We start from the raw sequence: 17,261 nt of genomic DNA on the forward strand, positions 1-17,261 counted from the left end.
ACTAAATGGGGTCTTGACCATTTCCATGCCCGGGTTTTTCTTTTGGCACTGCTTGAGCATCTGGGGAGCTTGATCAAACGCGCTCATTTGTACTCCTTTTTCCCGAAACAGCTTTGCCAGGTTGCCCGTCCCTGTTCCTGCGTCCAAACCAACCTCATCCGGGCAGGGAGAAGTTGCATGGACGACTTCCTGCAGTACAAGCTCATAGTCTTCATAAGGGTAAAAGCCCTGTTTATTCTCGTTTACCGATATATCGTAATAATCCGCAATCTGGTTGAAATTCCACCGATCCACCCAGTTGTTTCTCATCTGGCGCAGCCGTTTGTTCCCCTCAGCCAATTCGAACAAGGCTGCCGGATCGATTCCTTTTTGTTGCTTGATACGGCCAATCATCTGCTCGGTCGTTTGAATGACTCTGCTAAGCTCGATCCACTGGTCATACATGCAGGAACGTTGGATCTCCAAGTAATGAAGCAAGCTCTCTTTTTCTTTGTCAATCCGATTCAGCAGTTCCCGAATGTCTTCGATCGGCATGCCCACTTCTCTCAAGGTGATAATCGTCTGAAGCCTCCATACATCCTCTTCGGAAAATAAGCGGTAGCCCGAATGCTCTGCCTTTTTTGGCGAAATCAGCCTTTTTTCCTCATAGAAACGGATTGCCCGGGCTGTGATTTGCAAGCGTTCAGCCATTTCCTTGATCTGCACGTTCTTCTTCCTCTCATGCTTTCTCCTCTCATTGTAAACCTTTCCGCAACGGAAGAGTAAAGGGTTCTTATCTGAACAAAAAAAGAGGCTGCCGCCAGTGACAGCCTCTTTCTTTTCCCTTTATTTCCGTCAGTGTATCTGTTGGGAATCACACATTGCCGAGCGGTTCGGAGATTTGGGAGAGGGCTTCGGACGCTTCGTCATGATGCACTTGGCGGACAGCCATATCTCCGAGCGCGACGATGCCGACCAGCTTTCCGTTCTCTACGACAGGCAGACGGCGGATTTGGTGCTTGGCCATAATTTTGGCTGCCTCGTCGACAGTCATTCCTGGTTGACCCATAATAATATCGCGGGTCATTACGTTTTCAACGGCAGCGGAGCCCTCGCGTTTTTCCGCCAAGCCGCGAATTACGATGTCACGGTCTGTAATCACGCCGATCACGTCATCTTTCTCATCGACAACGGGGATGACGCCGACATTCCAGTCACGCATCTTGCAAGCCACTTCATAGACATTATCTTTAAGGGTCACTGTTGCCACATCTTTTGTCATAATTTCACGCAGCGTCCGATTTTCCACTTTTGCCATCTTTCTCTCCTCCTTTTTGCTGATAACAATTGTAGTTTGTCCGGGCAAAAAAGGTTTCATGCGTGTTGGACGAGCCGCCCCGAATTCCGACTAGGAAAGTCTCCAAGCGGTGTGGTAAGATGGTAGGGTGGTGTCTGCGAAGGCATCGCACACCGAGAGCTTTTCAAAAAAAGACCGCAGGGTGGACCAGCACCCATACGGTCGATGGATACAATAGTTGTTCCCCATTTGGGGGGCGGCTCTCACTTCTCGGTGTCGACCTCCCGGCTGTCAGGCTCAAGGGAGGTCTACTTCTTTTTACTGGTTGACAGCATTAAGACTAAGGTCCCGAACGCTACCATCAGACTTAGTGCTTCATATACTGTCATGCTATCACCCCCTTTCCAAAACGGGGATGAACCGACCACCCTTGTGGAGCTCACCTATTGTAGTTACCTAGTATACCATAAATTGGGAAAAGTGGCATCCTGCCAGAGACACGACTTATCCATTGCGCTCTTTCCGAAAACAGACTAATATAAGGTAGTGAATAACTTACCATTTGTAGGAGGAAAATCAATGGTTATCAAGGACACAGGAATCGGCAACAAGGAAGTCATGCTCGCCGATCTGGATCATTACATGAGTGACCTGGGGTTTGTTCGCGGAGCTTGGGATTACAAACACGCTACATACGATTATCAACTGAAAGATAAAGGCAACAACTACTACCTGCGAATCGAAGCCAATGCAATCGAGGGAAAACTGGAAGACAGCCACGCTGTTTTGAAGCTCGAGGACCCTTACATGGGCAGACACTTGTTCCCTCATGGATTGGATTACGATTCCCCGATTCCGGATTCGGTCGTACAGACAGCAAAACGCAAGCTGCAGGTATTGAACGAGAAGCTTTCTGCTTATTAATCCAACTGCATCCAGCTATTTGCGTCCTAAGAACAGAGAGGCATCCCCTCTCTGTTTCACGTCAAGGGGGAGGTTTCTCTCATGAAAACACGGGGAGTCCCCGACTTTTTGTTGCTGTTGTTAACCGCTCTCTTGGTAGGTTTTGGCATCACAATGGTGTTGAGCTCAAGCTCGATATATGCCCTGACAAGCTTTACATCCAACGGCTGCAAAATTTGCGGCGGCGACGAACTGTATTTCGTGAAAAGGCAAGCGATGTGGCTGCTTCTGGGCATATTCGGAATGCTGATCACGATGAACATACCGTTTTCTTTCTACAAACGGAACTTTCTGTTAATAGTCTTTGTCAGTTTTCTGTCGCTGCTGCTCGTTATCATTCCAGGTATTGGTAACGATGCGAAAGGGGCGCGGTCCTGGTTTAGTTTCGGGTCAGTCAATTTGCAGCCGGCTGAGTTTGCCAAATTGGGCCTGATTCTGTACTTGGCAGCGATTATCTCCAAAAAAGGCGATGGCTTCCGGGATTTGAAAAAAGGCCTTATGCCCCCGCTCGTTGTCACCGGCGCATTTTTTATCCTGATCATGGTACAGCCTGACATGGGATCGGCAGCGATCCTGCTCGGCACGGCGATCGTCGTCATGATTTGCGGCGGTGCGCGGATTGGCCATCTGTTTATGATCGGGTTTCCGGTCACTTCTCTTGCCGTATTCGCTTATGTCATGAAGAAGGACCACGCCTGGAACCGGCTGACTTCTTTTCTCGATCCTTGGAGCGACCCTCTAGGTACGGGATACCATATCAAGCAATCGCTCATTGCCATTGCCCACGGAGGGCTGACCGGTACCGGATTTGGCAAAAGCATACAGAAATATTTGTATTTGCCTGAAGCGCATACAGATTTTATTTTTGCGATCATTTCCGAAGAGCTCGGCTTTTTCGGGACAAGCCTGTTCTTGCTCGTGTACCTGCTGTTCATCTTGCGGGGAATCCACATCTGTCTGAAAGTGCATGATACCTTCGCCAGCCTGGTCGGAATCGGAATCGTCAGCATGATCGGAATACAGGCGTTTGTAAACATCGGTGGCGTAACGTCTTTCATCCCTCTGACTGGCGTCACCTTGCCCTTTATCAGCTACGGCGGATCTTCCCTGCTAATGACCCTGGTATCCACGGGGATCCTTCTGAGCGTGTCCCGTGAAGTGAGTCGGCAAAAGCTGACAGAACAAGGGCAAAAGCAATTGTACGCAAACCGCTGATCGAAACGAATGGAAAAGGACCTGCCGTCTCTGCAGGTCCTCTTTGCTACATCTCAATTCCATCCACATGTACGTTTACCGCCTCCACAAACAGACCTGTCAAGGACTCCACCGTCTCCTTTACTTTCTCCTGAAGCTGGCGGCATACCTCGTGAATCTGCATGCCATACTTGATCGATACCCGCAACTCGATGGTGACAGCACCATCTGTGACGACGACATAAATGCCTTTGCCGCTGCCGCCGAACTTTTTGGCTAAATCTTGATAAAATCCACCGGAGCGCACCGAGACACCGGAAATGTCAGCCGCTACAACTCCAGCAATGACTGCCACTACTTGGTCCGCTACCCGAATCTCACCGCGCATGCTCTCCATACTCGCCCTCCTCCCTGCTCCCTTTACCCTTCTTACTTATGTGTTGTCTGTCTGACTGCCTGATTCTCAGACTTTTCTTTCATTATAAACATTTGTAGCTTGGGCTTGAAAGGGGATTTCTCGTTTTCTCTCCGTTAGTGTCGGGAGAGTGCACTGAATGTCGAGCAGAATCATGTTTTGCGATTTCATCGACTCTTTCAGCGCAGGCAAAAGTTCATGAACGGCACTTACGTGGCGCCCTTCGATTCCGCAAGCCTCGGCCCATTTCACAAAGTCGGGGTTTTCCAGTCGAGTGCCAAATGGGGCAAGTCCGGTCTGAACCATTTTCCACTCTTCCAGTCCCAGCGTCTTATTGTTTACGACAATCAGCGGGAACGAGAGATTATGGGCTGCGGCTGTCATCAGCTCACCAGCCGTCATTTGCAACCCTCCGTCTCCGACGATCGCGACTACTTGACGGTCCGGATTGTTCAGCTTGGCTGCAATCGCGGCCGGCAAGCCATAACCCATCGTCCGCCATTTTCCAGAGAAAATCGGGAATTGTGCAGTCCCACGGAACGCACGGTTGAACCAGATGGAGTGTTCTCCTGTATCCAGGGCGATGATGGCATTGTCATCAACAACCTGGGACAAGGCATGCATGAGTGTTTCCGGCTTGATCAGCTCGTCTGTTCCTTGATCGACCAACTGCTCTGTCTCCTGCCAAAAAGAAGCGTGCCACCGTTTCACCTGTTGAATCCAACCGGAATCGGGCGACTTTCCTTCCAGGCGGCGCAGCCACAGGGGGAGCACATCGCCTAGCTCTGCTGTGACAGGAAACAGTCGAGGATGGGCATGGACAGTTATCGGATTGTGATCGACCTGTACGACCGGCAAACCTGCCGGAATAAAGGAGCGCGGAAACCAGCTCGCTCCCAGCGCTACGAGCAAATCTGCTTGTGCCAATGCCTCGAGTCCCGCCCTGCTGCCGCCCTCGCCCAAGCCTCCCAGAACAAGCGGATGAGCTTCATCCACCGTCCCTTTGGCGCCTAAAGTAAGCAGCAAGGCTGCGCCTATTTTCTCAGCCATCTGGAGACATAGATTGGCGGATTCACGGCTTCCCGTCCCCATCAGAATGACCGGTTTTTTCGCTTGAAGCAGCAGCTCTGCCGCATGCTCCACCTCTCCCCGGTCCACTCCCACGCCAGTTCGCAGTCGCGGCAAGGTCTCTACTAACGGCCATACCGTCGTGCGTGAAAAAATATCCTTGCAGATGGCGAGATGTGCGACACCTTTTTGACTGCCGGCTGTTACGTATGCGCGGTGAAGCACGTTGCCGATGGCATCCGGGTGGGCAACGGTCGTAGAGTACAAGCAGAGCGGGCGAAGCAAGTCTTCCTGCGGCACATATTGCTTGTACGGTCCTCCCAATTTGCTCGTCTCCACCTGACCCGTAATAGCGAGAACCGGAGCGTGATCCGCATACGCATCCGCCAGTCCATTCAATAAATTCAGTGTCCCCGGGCCGCTCGTCGCTGTACAAACCGCCGGCTTGCCGGTCCATTTTGCTTCCGCCGCTGCCATCATGGCTGCTGCTGATTCATGTCTGCATGCGATATAACGGATGTCTTTCTGTTTCCCGATGACATCCAGCCACGGCAGTATGGCATCACCCGCCACCCCGTAAATGTGTTTGACTCCCCACATGCGCAGCTGCTCCGTTACATATTGGGCGACCTGCATGAAGCACCTCCTGTCCTTGATACTTCTAGTGTGGCAAAATCTCCAGTATTTTACTAACTCGTATCCAGCCTTTTCGGGAAAACCTAGTGAATAGATCAGGAGAAATAAAGGAGGAACGTGAATGAAACAGCCTGTAAAATGGCTGCTTTGCCTTTTGGCCCTTGCTTTGACAGTGACAGCCTCTGTTATGATCTCCCCGGTACGGACAGATGCTTTCAGCAATCAAGAGGTTCGCGTCGGCGCTACCGGAAAAGATGTAAGAGAGATGCAGGGACGCTTGAAATACCTGGGCTTTTATACAGGAAAGGTCGATGGCGTGTTTTCCTGGCGCAGCTATTGGGCCCTGCGCAACTTTCAGTACGAATTCGGGTTAAAGGTAGACGGCATTTTAGGGCCAAAGACAAAGCTGAAGCTCTACAATGCCACAACCGGCTATCGGCCGACCGCTGAAGAGCTGGGTGTCGAACCGGCTCCAGCAGCTCCCGCGCCGTCTGCCCCCAAAAACACCAGCTACCGGAGCAAGGGCATTACAGACAACGATATTCGTCTGATGGCCAATGCCGTCCATGGCGAAGCGCGCGGAGAGCCGTACGTCGGTCAAGTCGCCGTTGCCGCCGTCATCCTGAACCGAACCCGCAATCCGGCTTTCCCGAATTCGCCTGCTGGCGTCATCTTCGAACCGCGGGCGTTTACCGCCGTAGCAGACGGACAGATCTGGCTAACCCCTAACGAAACAGCAAAAAAAGCGGTACAAGACGCACTCAATGGTTGGGACCCGACCGGAGGCGCCATCTATTACTTTAATCCGGATACGGCCACATCTGCTTGGATTTGGAGTCGCCCACAGATTAAAAAAATCGGCAAACACATCTTTTGCCGCTAGAAACAAAAGCAGGCACGGTGGGTACCGTGCCTCTTTCATTGCTCAAGCAGTCTAGATTTGCGCCAGCTACGAGCGCTGCCCATGCATGTGTTCCGCCATTTTAATAAATCGCTCTTCCTGTTCGGTCGTCCCGCAAATCCCGCATTGAATCATGTAGGACTCACCCTTGTAGGGCTGATGGAAGGTGTCCAGCTCATCTTTGGATAATTCCGCGACCAGCTCCCCGGATTGGGGGTCAAGTCGGACATAGCGCGGAGTTTGTTCAATGACAGTAAATCTCATCCTGTTCGATTTACATGTGGGACAGAGATACGGTTTTGCCAATAGAAGCACCTCCTAAGATGTCTCACCGAATAGTGTGAGCAAAAAAACAGTGATTTTATTCTCCAGGATTCGTTCAAAATAATGATGACTTCCTCCAAAAGTTCGGTTACACTTAAAGACGAAATTCGGTTTATGGTAAAAAACGGGAAATTGAACAAACTTAACATCATGAGGTGAACCTATGAACCAACGGCTGTTTTTCACGATTGTCGGCGCGAGCCTGCTACTGGCGGGATACGCCCATTATTTCACTGACAATGAATTTTTTAAATTTGCAACTGCTTCCTTGGCTATCATTTTTTTGGCTGCTTGGTTGGGAAAATCGACAGAAAGTGTTGCACATTATGCAGGGGATCGCGTTGGCGGGTTTTTGAATGCGACGTTTGGCAATGCAGCCGAGCTGATTATCGCTTTCTTCCTGGTGAAGGAAGGCCTGTTCGATATGGTGAAGGCGTCCATTACGGGCGCCATCATCGGGAATATGCTGTTGGTACTCGGATTGAGCGTGTTTTTGGGGGGATTGAAGTACAAGGAGCAAACCTTTAACGGCAGGCTGGCCGGGCACAATGCATCCCTGATGATGCTCGCGATCGCCGCCCTGTTTATTCCGGCCGTCTTTATGAAGGAGCTCCCGCCTGTTGAGATCGGGACCTTGAGCACGGTGATCGCGGTTATTTTGATCGTAGCCTACCTTCTCTGGCTGATCTTCTCCATGGTCACGCACCGCGACTTCCTGTCCGACATTGAATCTCATGACAGTGAAGCAGCCTGGTCAAAAGGTGTGTCGATCCTGATGCTGGCGATCTCGACCTTTTTTGTGGCCGTCGTCTCCGAGTGGCTTGTCCACAGTGTTCAGCACGTCTCCGAAACACTTGGTTGGTCGGAGCTGTTCGTCGGGGCGTTTGTCATCGCCATTATCGGCAATGCGGCGGAGCACAGCGCTGCCCTGCTGCTGGCGATGAAAGGACGAATCGGCGCAGCTGTCGAGATCGCAGTCGGCTCCAGCCTGCAAATTGCCTTGTTCGTGGCCCCTACGCTCGTATTGGTCAGCTTGCTCCTGGGCCGTCCGATGGATATCGTCTTCACCACATTTGAACTTGCCGCCATTGGTGTCGCGACTTTTATTACCATCTCCATCACCAAAGACGGTGCGACCAACTGGTTTGAAGGCGTCCTTTTGCTGGCTGTCTATATCATCCTCGGAACCGCCTTTTTCTTTGCTTGATCCATAAAAAAGGGCGCAGCGTGTATTTCCATCGCTGCGCCCTTCTTTTTTATGCAGAACCAGTACCTGCCGGTTCTATGTTTCTTCTTCCTAAAAAACGCCCAGTGTGCTCAAAAATACGATGATAATGGCAATCGGTGCAATGTATTTCAGCAGCATCAGCCAGATGATAAAAGCGCGTCTCCCCCACTCTGTGGACACCTGCAATTCTCTGACAAGCAGCTCCCGTTTCAGCTTGAGCGGCACAAATACGGCAATCAGCAATGCACCCAGCGGCATCAAGACATTACTTACCAAAAAATCGGCCGCATCAAAGATGGGCTTCCCAAAAACGGTCACCTCTGACCAGACTCCAAAGGACAAGGCAGACGGAATTCCTGCCAGAAAAATAAGCATCCCGATAATCCAGGAATAGCGCTTCCTGTTTTCTAGTTTGCCCCTGGAAAGCGACGCTACGATTATCTCCAGCATCGAAAATGCGGAGGTCAGTGTAGCAAACAGGAACAACGCCATAAATATGAGCAGAAACAGATTGCCAAACGGCACGTGCTCAAAGACAGAAGGCAAAACGATAAACAGCAGTCCCGGTCCTTCCGTCGGCTCCATGCCCAGGGAAAAAACGGCAGGAAAAATAGCCAGACCGGCAAACAAGGAAACCATCAGATTCAGCCCGACGATCGAGCCTGCGGAGCGCACCAGATTTTCCTGTTTGCCCAGATAGGAGCTGTACGTAACCATCACAGAAACCCCGACACTGAGAGAGAAGAACGATTGACCCATCGCATACAGCACAGAATCCGCCGTCAGCCGGGAAAAATCAGGCATCAGGAAAAACGCGACGCCTTTGCCTGCTCCATCCAGTGTGAGTGAACGGAACATCAGGACAAGGAACAGTAAAAACAGTGCCGGCATTAAATACTTGTTCGCCGATTCGATCCCGGCCTGCACCCCGCGAGCCACGACCCACATCGTGATCAGCATGAATACAAATTGAGCGCCGACAGATCCGATCGGGCTGGCAATGACACTGCCAAACAATTGATCGTACGGCATGCCTGTCAGTTGTCCCGTCAAGCCGCGATACATATAAGTGAGAATCCAGCCGCCTACCACACTGTAAAACGAGAGCAGCAAGAAGCAAGTCGCCACGCCCAATCTGCCGATCCAATGCCATGCGCTTCCCGGTGCGAGAGTTTTGTAAGCCGAAATTGCCTCTTGCTGTGTGCTGCGTCCAATCACGAATTCACCCAACAATAGCGGAAGACCGATTGCGAGTGTAAATACGAGGAACAGCAGAAAAAATGCTCCGCCACCACTCGTTCCGACTACGTAGGGAAATTTCCAGATCGCCCCGAGTCCGATCGCCGAACCCGCTGCCGCCAGAATAAATCCAAGTCTGGTCGTCCATTGCTCTGTTTGCTTCATGCCCTATCCACCTCTTTCTAACTTTCCACTAGCCTGTAAAAAAGAAAACACCCATCCCCAAAAAGGGACGAGTGTTGTGCTCGCGGTACCACCCTGGTTAGGCTTTGTCAGCCTCGCTCATTTCATTGATAACGGGAATGACCCGGTTCCCTCCTACTAGGGGCGCCTTCCTTTCAGAGGACAGCTCAAGAGTGAATTCAGCGGGGCATGCCTGGAAACGACTCTCAGTCTCTGGTCGCTTCTCCCTGTCAAGCCGCTTGGCCGCTTACTGGTCTCCATCTTCGCTTTTGCCGTATTCATTTGTTCAAGGCAAGCGAGAACAAAAAAACCCGCCCCCTAAAAGGGACGAGTTGCTCGCGGTACCACCCTGATTAGACAAGCGTGTAAAGGAAAAAAAGTCAAGAGCCCTTTTACTTGCATGCCTCACTTTGTTCATTGGTAACGGGAATGACCCGGTTTTCCTTCTACTGGGCATCGAAACCGTTCAAAGGACAGCTCAGGAGTGAATTCGGCGAGGCATGCTTTAAAACTGCTTTCAGTCCATGGCAGTTTCTCCCTGGCAAGCTGCTGGTTCGCTTACTAGTCTCCGTCGACGCTTTTGCTCTTCAAAAGTTATTATTTAATCTAAAGCAGTGAGAGTGAAAAAGCAAGTATTTTTTTATGCCCTTGTAAAACTCGATCACAATAGAAAAGCGAGGAACGTTTCCATTCTCTCGCCTTTACCCCTTCTGATTGTACAGTTCGTGAAGATCAGCCAGTTTTCTTTCCAACGAACCCATTATTTCACGACCGATCTCTTCGTCAATCAGTCCCAAACGGACGGCGAACTCCACTTCACGCGAAAGCCCGAACATCTGGGTGTCAAGCACCTCTTCATACAGCGGGCACTGCGGCATGGTCAGGTTTTCCATCTGTACGTCTATGAGCTTGTAGATCTTGTCCGCATCTGCTCGCAGTAATGCTAGCGCTTTTTGTTCCAGATCGGGAATCTTAATTTCTGTCAAAACCTATCCCTCCGTTTGCCACCATCCTTACCTTACATAGTACGTTATTCTGGGCCATTTGAAAAGGGGAGACGATTTGGCAACTGTAAGTATATACGCACGAACGCTTTCGATTTGACTAAAAAATGCTCAAATCCCACATATCGGAGAGCCTTTGCAGCAGCTTGACCCCCGCTACCGAGTTTCCCTTTTCATCCAAAGCGGGACCAAATACGCCAAGTCCCATACGCTGCGGCACTGAAGCCATAATCCCTCCGGCTACACCGCTTTTTGCAGGGATGCCGACGTCGATGGCAAACTCTCCGGAAGCGTTGTACATGCCGCATGTGACCATGAAGGTTTTGCAAATTCTCGCCACTTCACGGGGAAGCAGCTGCTCGCCGCTCACAATGTCGTAGCCGTCCGCAGCCAAAATGGCAGCAAGCCGTGCCACCTCCACGGTCGTGACCTCGATCGAGCAATGCCGAAAATACAGATCGAGAGTTTCTTCCACGTCCCCGGAAAGAATCTTGCTCTCCTTCAAAAAATAGGCGAGGGCGCGGTTCCGATCAGCGGTCTGCTTTTCGGACTGATATACGTCGTAATTGACACGGAGCTCGGGATTGCCTGTCATTTTTCTAAGCAGCCGCATGATCTTCTCCAGCCGTTCTTCCACAGTTGCTCCGGGAATCATGCCTGCAACAGCGATGGCTCCGGCGTTGATCATCGGGTTTAACGGCTTGTGCGGCTTGATGGTCTCCAGCTTGATAATCGAATTGAACGGGTCGCCTGTCGGCTCTTTGCCCACACGTTCAAAGACATATCGCTCTCCATGCTCGCACAGCGCAACCATGAGTGAAAAAATCTTGGAGATGCTCTGCAAGGTAAAAGGAAGATGGGCATCCCCGGCCGAAAGCAGCGTCCCGTCTTTGAGGCACACACTGATGCCCAGCCGCCTCTTGTCCTGTCTGGCCAGCTCCGGTATGTACGAAGCTACCTCGCCTTTTTCCGCTTCGCTGACGGTCTCCTGCACCGTCTGTTCAAGCACTTGCTGAATGTTGATATGGTCCATTTTGTCCATGTAGATCGCCTCTTGCGTGAATAGAATGGAATTCTGCTGCCCCCATTGTAAGAAGTCAGAGCCTCATTGTCAAAAGCGACGCTGTTTTTTCGCTTGGGAGCAAGACGCCGAAGCGAATTTTTGCTATTCAGAAAAACGTTTTTTGCAAAAATGCACGGGCGGCTCGTTTGCCACATCCTTTGCCGCGGGTTACAATGTTACCGAGACGCTAAACAGACGGAGGAATGTATCATGTCAGAGGTAATCGTATTCAAGGGAGCCGTTTCCTTCCCCATAACACTCGACCCGAGCGTATGGATTTTTGACGACCGCAAGTTTGATCTTGGCACCTATACGGGTGAGGAAGATAACGATACAGGCAATCAGAAAAAGTACCTGGAAGGAACCGGTGCCCAATGGGACAAGGAGCTTCGGGAAGGTGCAGCCTTGCCGTCGGAGCGAAAGAGCTTGATCGAGGAACGGAAGGCTCTCCAGGGTGACTACGGAATCCGCCTTGCGCCGTTCATCGACAACGCTGCTCCCCATCCCGAAGTGACCCATGTACGGATCTACCGGGAGACAGGAGAGCCTATCCTCCTTCCGCTCAGCGAAGCCAGACGGGCCATCCTGCAGTTTTCAAAGGACGGCAAGCCTATACGGACGGATGGTCCTGTCTACTTTTTCCTCCCAGAAACACTGCTGGCCAAAGAAGCGCCGGTAACAGGAATTACTGCCTTTGAATTTGTCGCTGAAACCGGACAGTAAGCATACAAAAAAGCCATCCGAAGCTGCGGATGGCTTTTTGCATAATTTTTTGTACATCTAGGTTAGCCCGTTTACGCGCTCACTACCTGCGCGATACCGATGTCTCTTCTCTTTATCTCTGCACTGAGCAGTTCAATAAAAGCTGGGTCCAGTTGAAGGTCGACGGCACGATGATATACTTCTATCAGCATTTGGTCACTCAAGTATTTCACGCTTGTCACCTCCATCCCTTAACCTGAACCCATTGTAGCAGAAGAAACAGGCGCGAACAATCGTTCTGATATCCACAGGCAATGGGGATATCATGTGGGTAAGCTGTGGGCAAACTGTGTGCAACTGACAAAAAGGCAGGGTTGTCCATGTGGATTCTCCCTGCGCTTTTATCCACATGTTGTCGCAATTTGTCGAACGATTAACCTGCTTTTTCCCTTGCTTGAGTGGAGATTTGTCCGACTGACCATAAAAAGGACCATCCCCGCTAAAGGAGATAGTCCACTTTTTTGGAAGAGATCACTTATACATTTGCTGTTTCCGTTACTTGCAAGACTTGCTTGATCCGTTCGATCGCCCAATCCAGATCTTCCTTCGTAATAACCAAAGGCGGTGCAAAGCGGATTGTAGTCTCATGCGTTTCCTTGCACAGCAGCCCCAGTTCTTTCAGCTTTTCACAATACGGGCGAGCAGCCGTTTCCAGCTCCAGTCCAATAAACAGACCGCGTCCGCGAATTTCTTTGATCAACGGGTTTTTGATCTCCTTCAATTTTCCGAGGAAGTACTCACCCAGCTCTTGGGAGCGTTCCACCAGCTTTTCGTCAACCAGGACGTCCATGGCCGCTACGGCGACAGCACAGCCGAGCGGATTGCCGCCAAAGGTCGAACCGTGGGAACCAGGTTCAAAGACGCCCAGAACTTCACGGTCTGCCGCTACAGCCGAAATCGGGAACACACCGCCTCCGAGCGCTTTCCCCATAATGTACATATCCGGCTTCACGTCTTCCCAATCAGACGCAAACAGCTTGCCTGTACGGCCAAAGCCCGTTTGGATTTCGTCGCAGACGAGCAGCACATTGTTGGCCTTGCACAGCTCATACGCCTGCTTGAGGTAGCCTTGCGGCGGAATGATGATGCCGGCTTCCCCCTGGATTGGCTCCAGCATGAACGCTGCCGTGTTCGGCGTAATCGCCTGTTTCAGTGCTTCGATGTCACCGTACGGGATAATCTTAAAGCCTGAGGTAAATGGACCAAACCCACGCTGGTAGCCAGGATCGGAAGAGAAGGAGGTGATCGTAACTGTACGCCCGTGGAAGTTGCCCTCGCACACGATAATTTCAGCCTGGTTATCCGGCACTTTTTTGACGTCATATGCCCAACGGCGAACAGCCTTGAGCGCCGTTTCCACCGCTTCTGCTCCGGTGTTCATCGGCAAAATCATATCCTTGCCGGTCATTTCAGCAAGCTTCTCATAAAAGTTGCCAAGCTGATCATTGTAGAAAGCCCGGGAAGTCAGCGTCACTTTGTCAGCCTGATCCTTCAGCGCCTTGATGATGCGCGGATGGCGATGCCCCTGGTTCAGAGCCGAGTATGCGCTCAGCATGTCCAGGTATTTGTTGCCTTCGGGATCTTCTACCCAAACGCCTTCTGCCTTGGAAATAACGATCGGAAGCGGATGATAGTTGTGAGCACCGAATTTTTCTGTTTGATCAATGACCCGGTTTGACTTGTTCATATGTTCATTGCCTCCTTGATTATGCGATGTCTCTCTTTTATTCAAGAATGATGCCAACTGTTTGAGCCTGTACAAATCCTTGGTTTCAGCGGGAAGGGCATTCCCACAGAGCAAAAAAAGTTTGCATCATATCCTTCTTTTGTCCATATTAGCGCATAATTATTTTGCACCTTTTCCATCCTATGGTATGATGTACCTCATACCATACCAACAGGCAGGTGCATTTTGGATGTCATCCGGGCAAAAGCTGAACTTACCCGACCATACCCTACATGTCTTTGAAACCATTTTGGACAGTGTCAATGAAGGTATCCACGTAATCGACGCATCGGGTACCACGATTGTATACAATCGCAAAATGACTGAGATGGAATCGATGAGCAAGCGAGACGTTCTCAACAAGCCACTGGACGAAGTGTTTCAGTTCCCTCCCGGCCAGGAAAGCACGCTGCTTACTTGTTTGCGTACCGGCAAAAGCGTCCGCAACGTGAGACAGACGTACTTCAACGACAAAGGTCAGGAGATCACGACGATAAACAACACGTTCCCGATCCTCAAGGATGGAGAACTCATCGGCGCAATGGAGCTTGCGAACGATGTGACAAAAATGGAGCGGCTAATCCGTGAAAATCTGTGGGAAAAGAACGGCGCGCGCTACACCTTTGACAAAATTATCGGTGTAAGTCCCGCTATTCTGGAGGTTGTGGAAAATGCCAAGCGTGCGGCAAGGACCTCTTCCTCTGTATTGGTCGTAGGGGAAACGGGAGCTGGCAAAGAGCTCTTTGTCCAGAGCATTCACAATGCAAGTCTCCGCGCCTCGGCTCCCTTCATTTCACAGAACTGTGCTGCCCTGCCTGATTCCTTGATCGAAGGACTCCTCTTTGGAACTGCCCGTGGCGCATTTACCGGAGCAGTGGAGAGACCCGGCCTGTTCGAACAAGCAGAAGGCGGTACCTTGTTCCTGGACGAGATCAACTCGCTTAGTATGCCCCTGCAGGCAAAACTGTTGCGGGCCTTGCAGGAAAAGTCCATCCGGCGCATCGGGGACACAAAAGACAGGTCCATCGACGTACGAATCGTAGCCGCGATGAATGAAGACCCGGTAGAAGCCATATCCCATCAGCGCTTGCGAAAGGATCTGTATTACCGCCTCGGCGTGGTAACGCTTTTTATTCCACCCCTGCGTGAACGGAGAGAAGATATTCCGCTTTTGATCCAGCATTTTATCGACAAGTACAATCACCTGTTCCAAATGAGCGTCGAAGGTGTAAGTGAAGACGTGCTGGCGTTTTTCATGGGACACGACTGGCCCGGAAACGTCAGGGAGCTTCAGCACGTTATCGAAGGTGCGATGAATCTGATGGTAGACGAAACCGTTATTACCTCCGAGCTGCTTCCTTACCATTTTTTACGCCGCACATCTGCACCCATAAAGGAAAAGATAACAGTACTACCCGTATCGGACGAAATCTCTCCTTTGAAACAAAAAATGCAGGAGTTCGAAACGTACTATATTCAGAAAGTCGTTGAGAAGAACAACGGCAATATTTCCCGTGCAGCCAAGGATTTGCAAATCAGCAGACAAAGCCTGCAATACCGCCTTCGCAAGTTAGGGGTTAAGCCAGTGTGAAGTGCAAATTTTTTTGGCGTTTGCCTGCTTTTTTTGCACGGAACGCCTATTTTTTTTGCACAAAACCTCTTTTTTGTCCCATAATAAACAACCGTTCCACAATTCCGACTTTGGCACACCATTTGCATAGGGAATATACACACAGTTTATGATCACAAGTTGTGCATTCACGTTAAGGAGAGGGTTACATGGCATCTACGAACGATCAACAACACAAATTAAAGCGGTCCATGAACAGTCGCCATCTCTTCATGATCTCTCTCGGCGGAGTAATCGGAACCGGTTTGTTTCTTGGCTCGGGTTATACGATCGGGCAGGCAGGTCCGATCGGCACGATTATCTCTTATTTGGTCGGCGGTTTCATCATGTATCTGACCATGCTCTGTCTTGGCGAGCTCTCAGTCGCCATGCCTGTAGCCGGTTCGTTTCAAACGTACATGACGAAGTTTGTGAGCCCGTCGCTGGGATTCGCTGTTGGCTGGCTGTATTGGTTTGGGTGGGCGGTTACGGTGGCTCTTGAGCTCTTGTCCTCGGGGCTCATGATGCAGCGCTGGTTTCCGGAGTCCCCGGTATGGCTGTGGTGTGCCATTTTTGGTGTCGTTCTGTTTCTTCTGAATGCGCTTTCCGCGCGAGCATTCGGAGAAAGCGAGTTCTGGTTTTCGAGTATTAAAGTAAGCGCTATCATCCTGTTCATCATTCTTGGCGGCGCAGCGATGTTCGGTCTGATCGAGATGAAAAACGGCCAGCCCGCCCCCATGTTTTCAAACTACGTGAACAGTCCGCTGTTGCCAAACGGAATTACCGGCTTGCTTTTGACCATGATTACCGTCAACTTTTCCTTCCAGGGAACAGAGCTGATCGGGATTGCTGCAGGAGAGAGCAAAGATCCGGAGAAAACCATTCCCAAATCCATTCGCACAACGGTCTGGAGAACTTTGGTCTTCTTCGTTCTCGCTATCTTCATCCTGGCCGGCTTGATCCCTTACCAGCAGGCTGGTGTTGTTGAAAGTCCATTCGTAGCTGTATTTGACAGCATCGGCATTCCTTACGCCGCCGACATCATGAACTTCGTTGTGCTCACAGCCCTTTTGTCCGTTGCCAACTCAGGACTTTATGCCGCCACGCGGATGCTCTACTCTCTCTCCCACAGCGGCATGGCGAGCAAAAAGCTGGGCATGACAAACCGCAAAGGCATTCCGATGAACGCGCTTTTGATCACCTTTGCCATTTCTCTGCTCTCTCTGCTGTCTGGTTTCTTTGCAGAAGAGACCGTCTTTATGGTGCTGCTCTCGGTTGCCGGACTGGGTGCGCAGGTCGGCTGGATTTCGCTCTCCGCTTCCCAGCTCGCTTTCCGCCGTCAATACCTGAGAAATGGCGGGAAACTGGAAGATTTGAAATTCAAGACTCCTCTGTATCCGTTCTTGCCATTGCTCGCCCTCGTGCTGAACATTGCCGTTCTGGTCAGTCTCGCATTCGACCCGAGTCAGCGGATTGCCCTTTATGGAGGGGTGCCGTTCGTACTCATCGCAATTCTGATTTATCAGCTGTACTTTAAAAATAAATCCGGAAACTCATCGGAACCGAATGGAAATGCGGCCTGATCGTCCGGAAATCGAGTAGGAGGGGGCGACTAACCCCCGTCCTCTCACACCACCGTACGTACCGTTCGGTATACGGCGGTTCACCAA

The 17,261-nt window shown here is 50.9% G+C and carries 18 protein-coding genes and 2 other annotated features; of the genes, 7 read left to right on the forward strand and 11 right to left on the reverse strand.

The window, feature by feature from the left end; genetic code table 11:
• The 3 genes from EDM54_RS25425 to EDM54_RS26805 form a co-directional block, all read right to left on the reverse strand.
• Positions 1-705: MerR family transcriptional regulator (locus tag EDM54_RS25425; RefSeq protein WP_122959063.1), on the reverse strand; the 705-nt coding region annotated here is incomplete at its 3' end.
• 148 nt (positions 706-853) lie between these two features.
• Positions 854-1,297, reverse strand: coding sequence for a CBS domain-containing protein (locus tag EDM54_RS25430; protein WP_003387324.1), 444 nt, complete (start codon positions 1,295-1,297; stop codon positions 854-856).
• Between the two features lie 287 nt (positions 1,298-1,584).
• Positions 1,585-1,665: a putative holin-like toxin gene (locus tag EDM54_RS26805; RefSeq protein ID WP_221175483.1), complete on the reverse strand. Its 81-nt coding sequence runs from the start codon at positions 1,663-1,665 to the stop codon at positions 1,585-1,587.
• 190 nt (positions 1,666-1,855) lie between these two features.
• Here EDM54_RS26805 and EDM54_RS25435 point away from each other — a divergent pair, with 190 nt between their 5' ends.
• Positions 1,856-2,200 (forward strand): YugN family protein, encoded by a 345-nt coding sequence (locus EDM54_RS25435; protein WP_003387325.1) that lies wholly within the window; start codon positions 1,856-1,858, stop codon positions 2,198-2,200.
• 81 nt (positions 2,201-2,281) lie between these two features.
• Positions 2,282-3,454: a putative lipid II flippase FtsW gene (gene ftsW / locus EDM54_RS25440; protein WP_003387327.1), complete on the forward strand. Its 1,173-nt coding sequence runs from the start codon at positions 2,282-2,284 to the stop codon at positions 3,452-3,454.
• Positions 3,455-3,500: 46 nt separating this feature from the next.
• On the opposite strand, the gene EDM54_RS25445 is transcribed toward ftsW, so the two are convergent.
• Together EDM54_RS25445 and EDM54_RS25450 are read right to left on the reverse strand one after the other, a co-directional pair.
• On the reverse strand, positions 3,501-3,830 hold the full coding sequence (locus tag EDM54_RS25445; protein WP_003387328.1) for an Asp23/Gls24 family envelope stress response protein: 330 nt from the start codon (positions 3,828-3,830) through the stop codon (positions 3,501-3,503).
• Between the two features lie 66 nt (positions 3,831-3,896).
• Positions 3,897-5,552, reverse strand: a complete 1,656-nt coding sequence (locus tag EDM54_RS25450; RefSeq protein WP_122959064.1) for a thiamine pyrophosphate-binding protein — start codon at positions 5,550-5,552, stop codon at positions 3,897-3,899.
• A 121-nt stretch (positions 5,553-5,673) separates the two neighbouring features.
• Here EDM54_RS25450 and sleB point away from each other — a divergent pair, with 121 nt between their 5' ends.
• The gene (gene sleB / locus EDM54_RS25455; protein WP_003387330.1) at positions 5,674-6,435 is read left to right on the forward strand and encodes a spore cortex-lytic enzyme; all 762 of its coding nucleotides are present in this window, start codon (positions 5,674-5,676) and stop codon (positions 6,433-6,435) included.
• A gap of 66 nt (positions 6,436-6,501) precedes the next feature.
• On the opposite strand, the gene EDM54_RS25460 is transcribed toward sleB, so the two are convergent.
• Complete coding sequence (locus tag EDM54_RS25460) at positions 6,502-6,759, reverse strand: hypothetical protein (protein ID WP_122959065.1); 258 nt, start codon at positions 6,757-6,759, stop codon at positions 6,502-6,504.
• A gap of 181 nt (positions 6,760-6,940) precedes the next feature.
• Between EDM54_RS25460 and cax the strand changes: the two genes are divergently transcribed.
• Complete coding sequence (gene cax, locus EDM54_RS25465; RefSeq protein WP_003387332.1) at positions 6,941-7,984, forward strand: calcium/proton exchanger; 1,044 nt, start codon at positions 6,941-6,943, stop codon at positions 7,982-7,984.
• Positions 7,985-8,074: 90 nt separating this feature from the next.
• Here cax and EDM54_RS25470 read toward each other — a convergent pair whose 3' ends face one another.
• From EDM54_RS25470 to glsA, 3 genes are all read right to left on the reverse strand, one after another.
• Positions 8,075-9,409, reverse strand: a complete 1,335-nt coding sequence (locus tag EDM54_RS25470; protein WP_003387333.1) for a sodium-dependent transporter — start codon at positions 9,407-9,409, stop codon at positions 8,075-8,077.
• Positions 9,410-9,469: 60 nt separating this feature from the next.
• Positions 9,470-9,700 (reverse strand) — a binding site (T-box leader).
• A gap of 47 nt (positions 9,701-9,747) precedes the next feature.
• Positions 9,748-10,011, reverse strand: a binding site (T-box leader).
• 117 nt (positions 10,012-10,128) lie between these two features.
• Positions 10,129-10,413, reverse strand: a complete 285-nt coding sequence (locus EDM54_RS25475; RefSeq protein ID WP_003387335.1) for an Fpa/YlaN family protein — start codon at positions 10,411-10,413, stop codon at positions 10,129-10,131.
• A gap of 118 nt (positions 10,414-10,531) precedes the next feature.
• Positions 10,532-11,464, reverse strand: coding sequence for a glutaminase A (gene glsA, locus EDM54_RS25480; RefSeq protein WP_031931787.1), 933 nt, complete (start codon positions 11,462-11,464; stop codon positions 10,532-10,534).
• 240 nt (positions 11,465-11,704) lie between these two features.
• On the opposite strand from glsA, the gene EDM54_RS25485 reads away from it, so the two are divergent.
• Positions 11,705-12,217: a molybdopterin-binding protein gene (locus tag EDM54_RS25485; protein ID WP_031931786.1), complete on the forward strand. Its 513-nt coding sequence runs from the start codon at positions 11,705-11,707 to the stop codon at positions 12,215-12,217.
• A 71-nt stretch (positions 12,218-12,288) separates the two neighbouring features.
• Here the strand turns inward: EDM54_RS25485 and EDM54_RS25490 are convergent, their stop codons facing one another.
• Together EDM54_RS25490 and EDM54_RS25495 are read right to left on the reverse strand one after the other, a co-directional pair.
• Positions 12,289-12,429: a sporulation histidine kinase inhibitor Sda gene (locus tag EDM54_RS25490; protein ID WP_003387338.1), complete on the reverse strand. Its 141-nt coding sequence runs from the start codon at positions 12,427-12,429 to the stop codon at positions 12,289-12,291.
• A gap of 302 nt (positions 12,430-12,731) precedes the next feature.
• Positions 12,732-13,943, reverse strand: a complete 1,212-nt coding sequence (locus EDM54_RS25495) for an ornithine--oxo-acid transaminase (RefSeq protein WP_122959067.1) — start codon at positions 13,941-13,943, stop codon at positions 12,732-12,734.
• Positions 13,944-14,172: 229 nt separating this feature from the next.
• Here EDM54_RS25495 and EDM54_RS25500 point away from each other — a divergent pair, with 229 nt between their 5' ends.
• Together EDM54_RS25500 and EDM54_RS25505 are read left to right on the forward strand one after the other, a co-directional pair.
• A complete protein-coding gene (locus EDM54_RS25500; protein WP_024984823.1) occupies positions 14,173-15,573 on the forward strand; it encodes a sigma-54 interaction domain-containing protein in 1,401 nt (466 codons plus the stop codon).
• Between the two features lie 188 nt (positions 15,574-15,761).
• A complete protein-coding gene (locus tag EDM54_RS25505) occupies positions 15,762-17,174 on the forward strand; it encodes an amino acid permease (RefSeq protein ID WP_003387341.1) in 1,413 nt (470 codons plus the stop codon).
• Positions 17,175-17,261: the final 87 nt, after the last annotated feature.

The sequence above is a fragment of the Brevibacillus borstelensis genome, from assembly GCF_003710865.1.
Classification (GTDB): domain Bacteria; phylum Bacillota; class Bacilli; order Brevibacillales; family Brevibacillaceae; genus Brevibacillus; species Brevibacillus borstelensis.

Bases quoted from the DNA above. Each gene is read 5' to 3' on its own strand.
- ftsW (WP_003387327.1), top strand. From the start codon at position 2,282: ATGAAAACACGGGGAGTCCCCGACTTTTTGTTGCTGTTGTTAACCGCT.
- EDM54_RS25450 (WP_122959064.1), bottom strand. From the start codon at position 5,552: ATGCAGGTCGCCCAATATGTAACGGAGCAGCTGCGCATGTGGGGAGTC.
- EDM54_RS25470 (WP_003387333.1), bottom strand. From the start codon at position 9,409: ATGAAGCAAACAGAGCAATGGACGACCAGACTTGGATTTATTCTGGCG.
- EDM54_RS25505 (WP_003387341.1), top strand. From the start codon at position 15,762: ATGGCATCTACGAACGATCAACAACACAAATTAAAGCGGTCCATGAAC.
- EDM54_RS25435 (WP_003387325.1), top strand. From the start codon at position 1,856: ATGGTTATCAAGGACACAGGAATCGGCAACAAGGAAGTCATGCTCGCC.
- EDM54_RS25430 (WP_003387324.1), bottom strand. From the start codon at position 1,297: ATGGCAAAAGTGGAAAATCGGACGCTGCGTGAAATTATGACAAAAGAT.
- EDM54_RS25500 (WP_024984823.1), top strand. From the start codon at position 14,173: ATGTCATCCGGGCAAAAGCTGAACTTACCCGACCATACCCTACATGTC.
- sleB (WP_003387330.1), top strand. From the start codon at position 5,674: ATGAAACAGCCTGTAAAATGGCTGCTTTGCCTTTTGGCCCTTGCTTTG.
- EDM54_RS25445 (WP_003387328.1), bottom strand. From the start codon at position 3,830: ATGGAGAGCATGCGCGGTGAGATTCGGGTAGCGGACCAAGTAGTGGCA.
- EDM54_RS25495 (WP_122959067.1), bottom strand. From the start codon at position 13,943: ATGAACAAGTCAAACCGGGTCATTGATCAAACAGAAAAATTCGGTGCT.
- EDM54_RS26805 (WP_221175483.1), bottom strand. From the start codon at position 1,665: ATGACAGTATATGAAGCACTAAGTCTGATGGTAGCGTTCGGGACCTTA.
- glsA (WP_031931787.1), bottom strand. From the start codon at position 11,464: ATGGACCATATCAACATTCAGCAAGTGCTTGAACAGACGGTGCAGGAG.
- cax (WP_003387332.1), top strand. From the start codon at position 6,941: ATGAACCAACGGCTGTTTTTCACGATTGTCGGCGCGAGCCTGCTACTG.
- EDM54_RS25485 (WP_031931786.1), top strand. From the start codon at position 11,705: ATGTCAGAGGTAATCGTATTCAAGGGAGCCGTTTCCTTCCCCATAACA.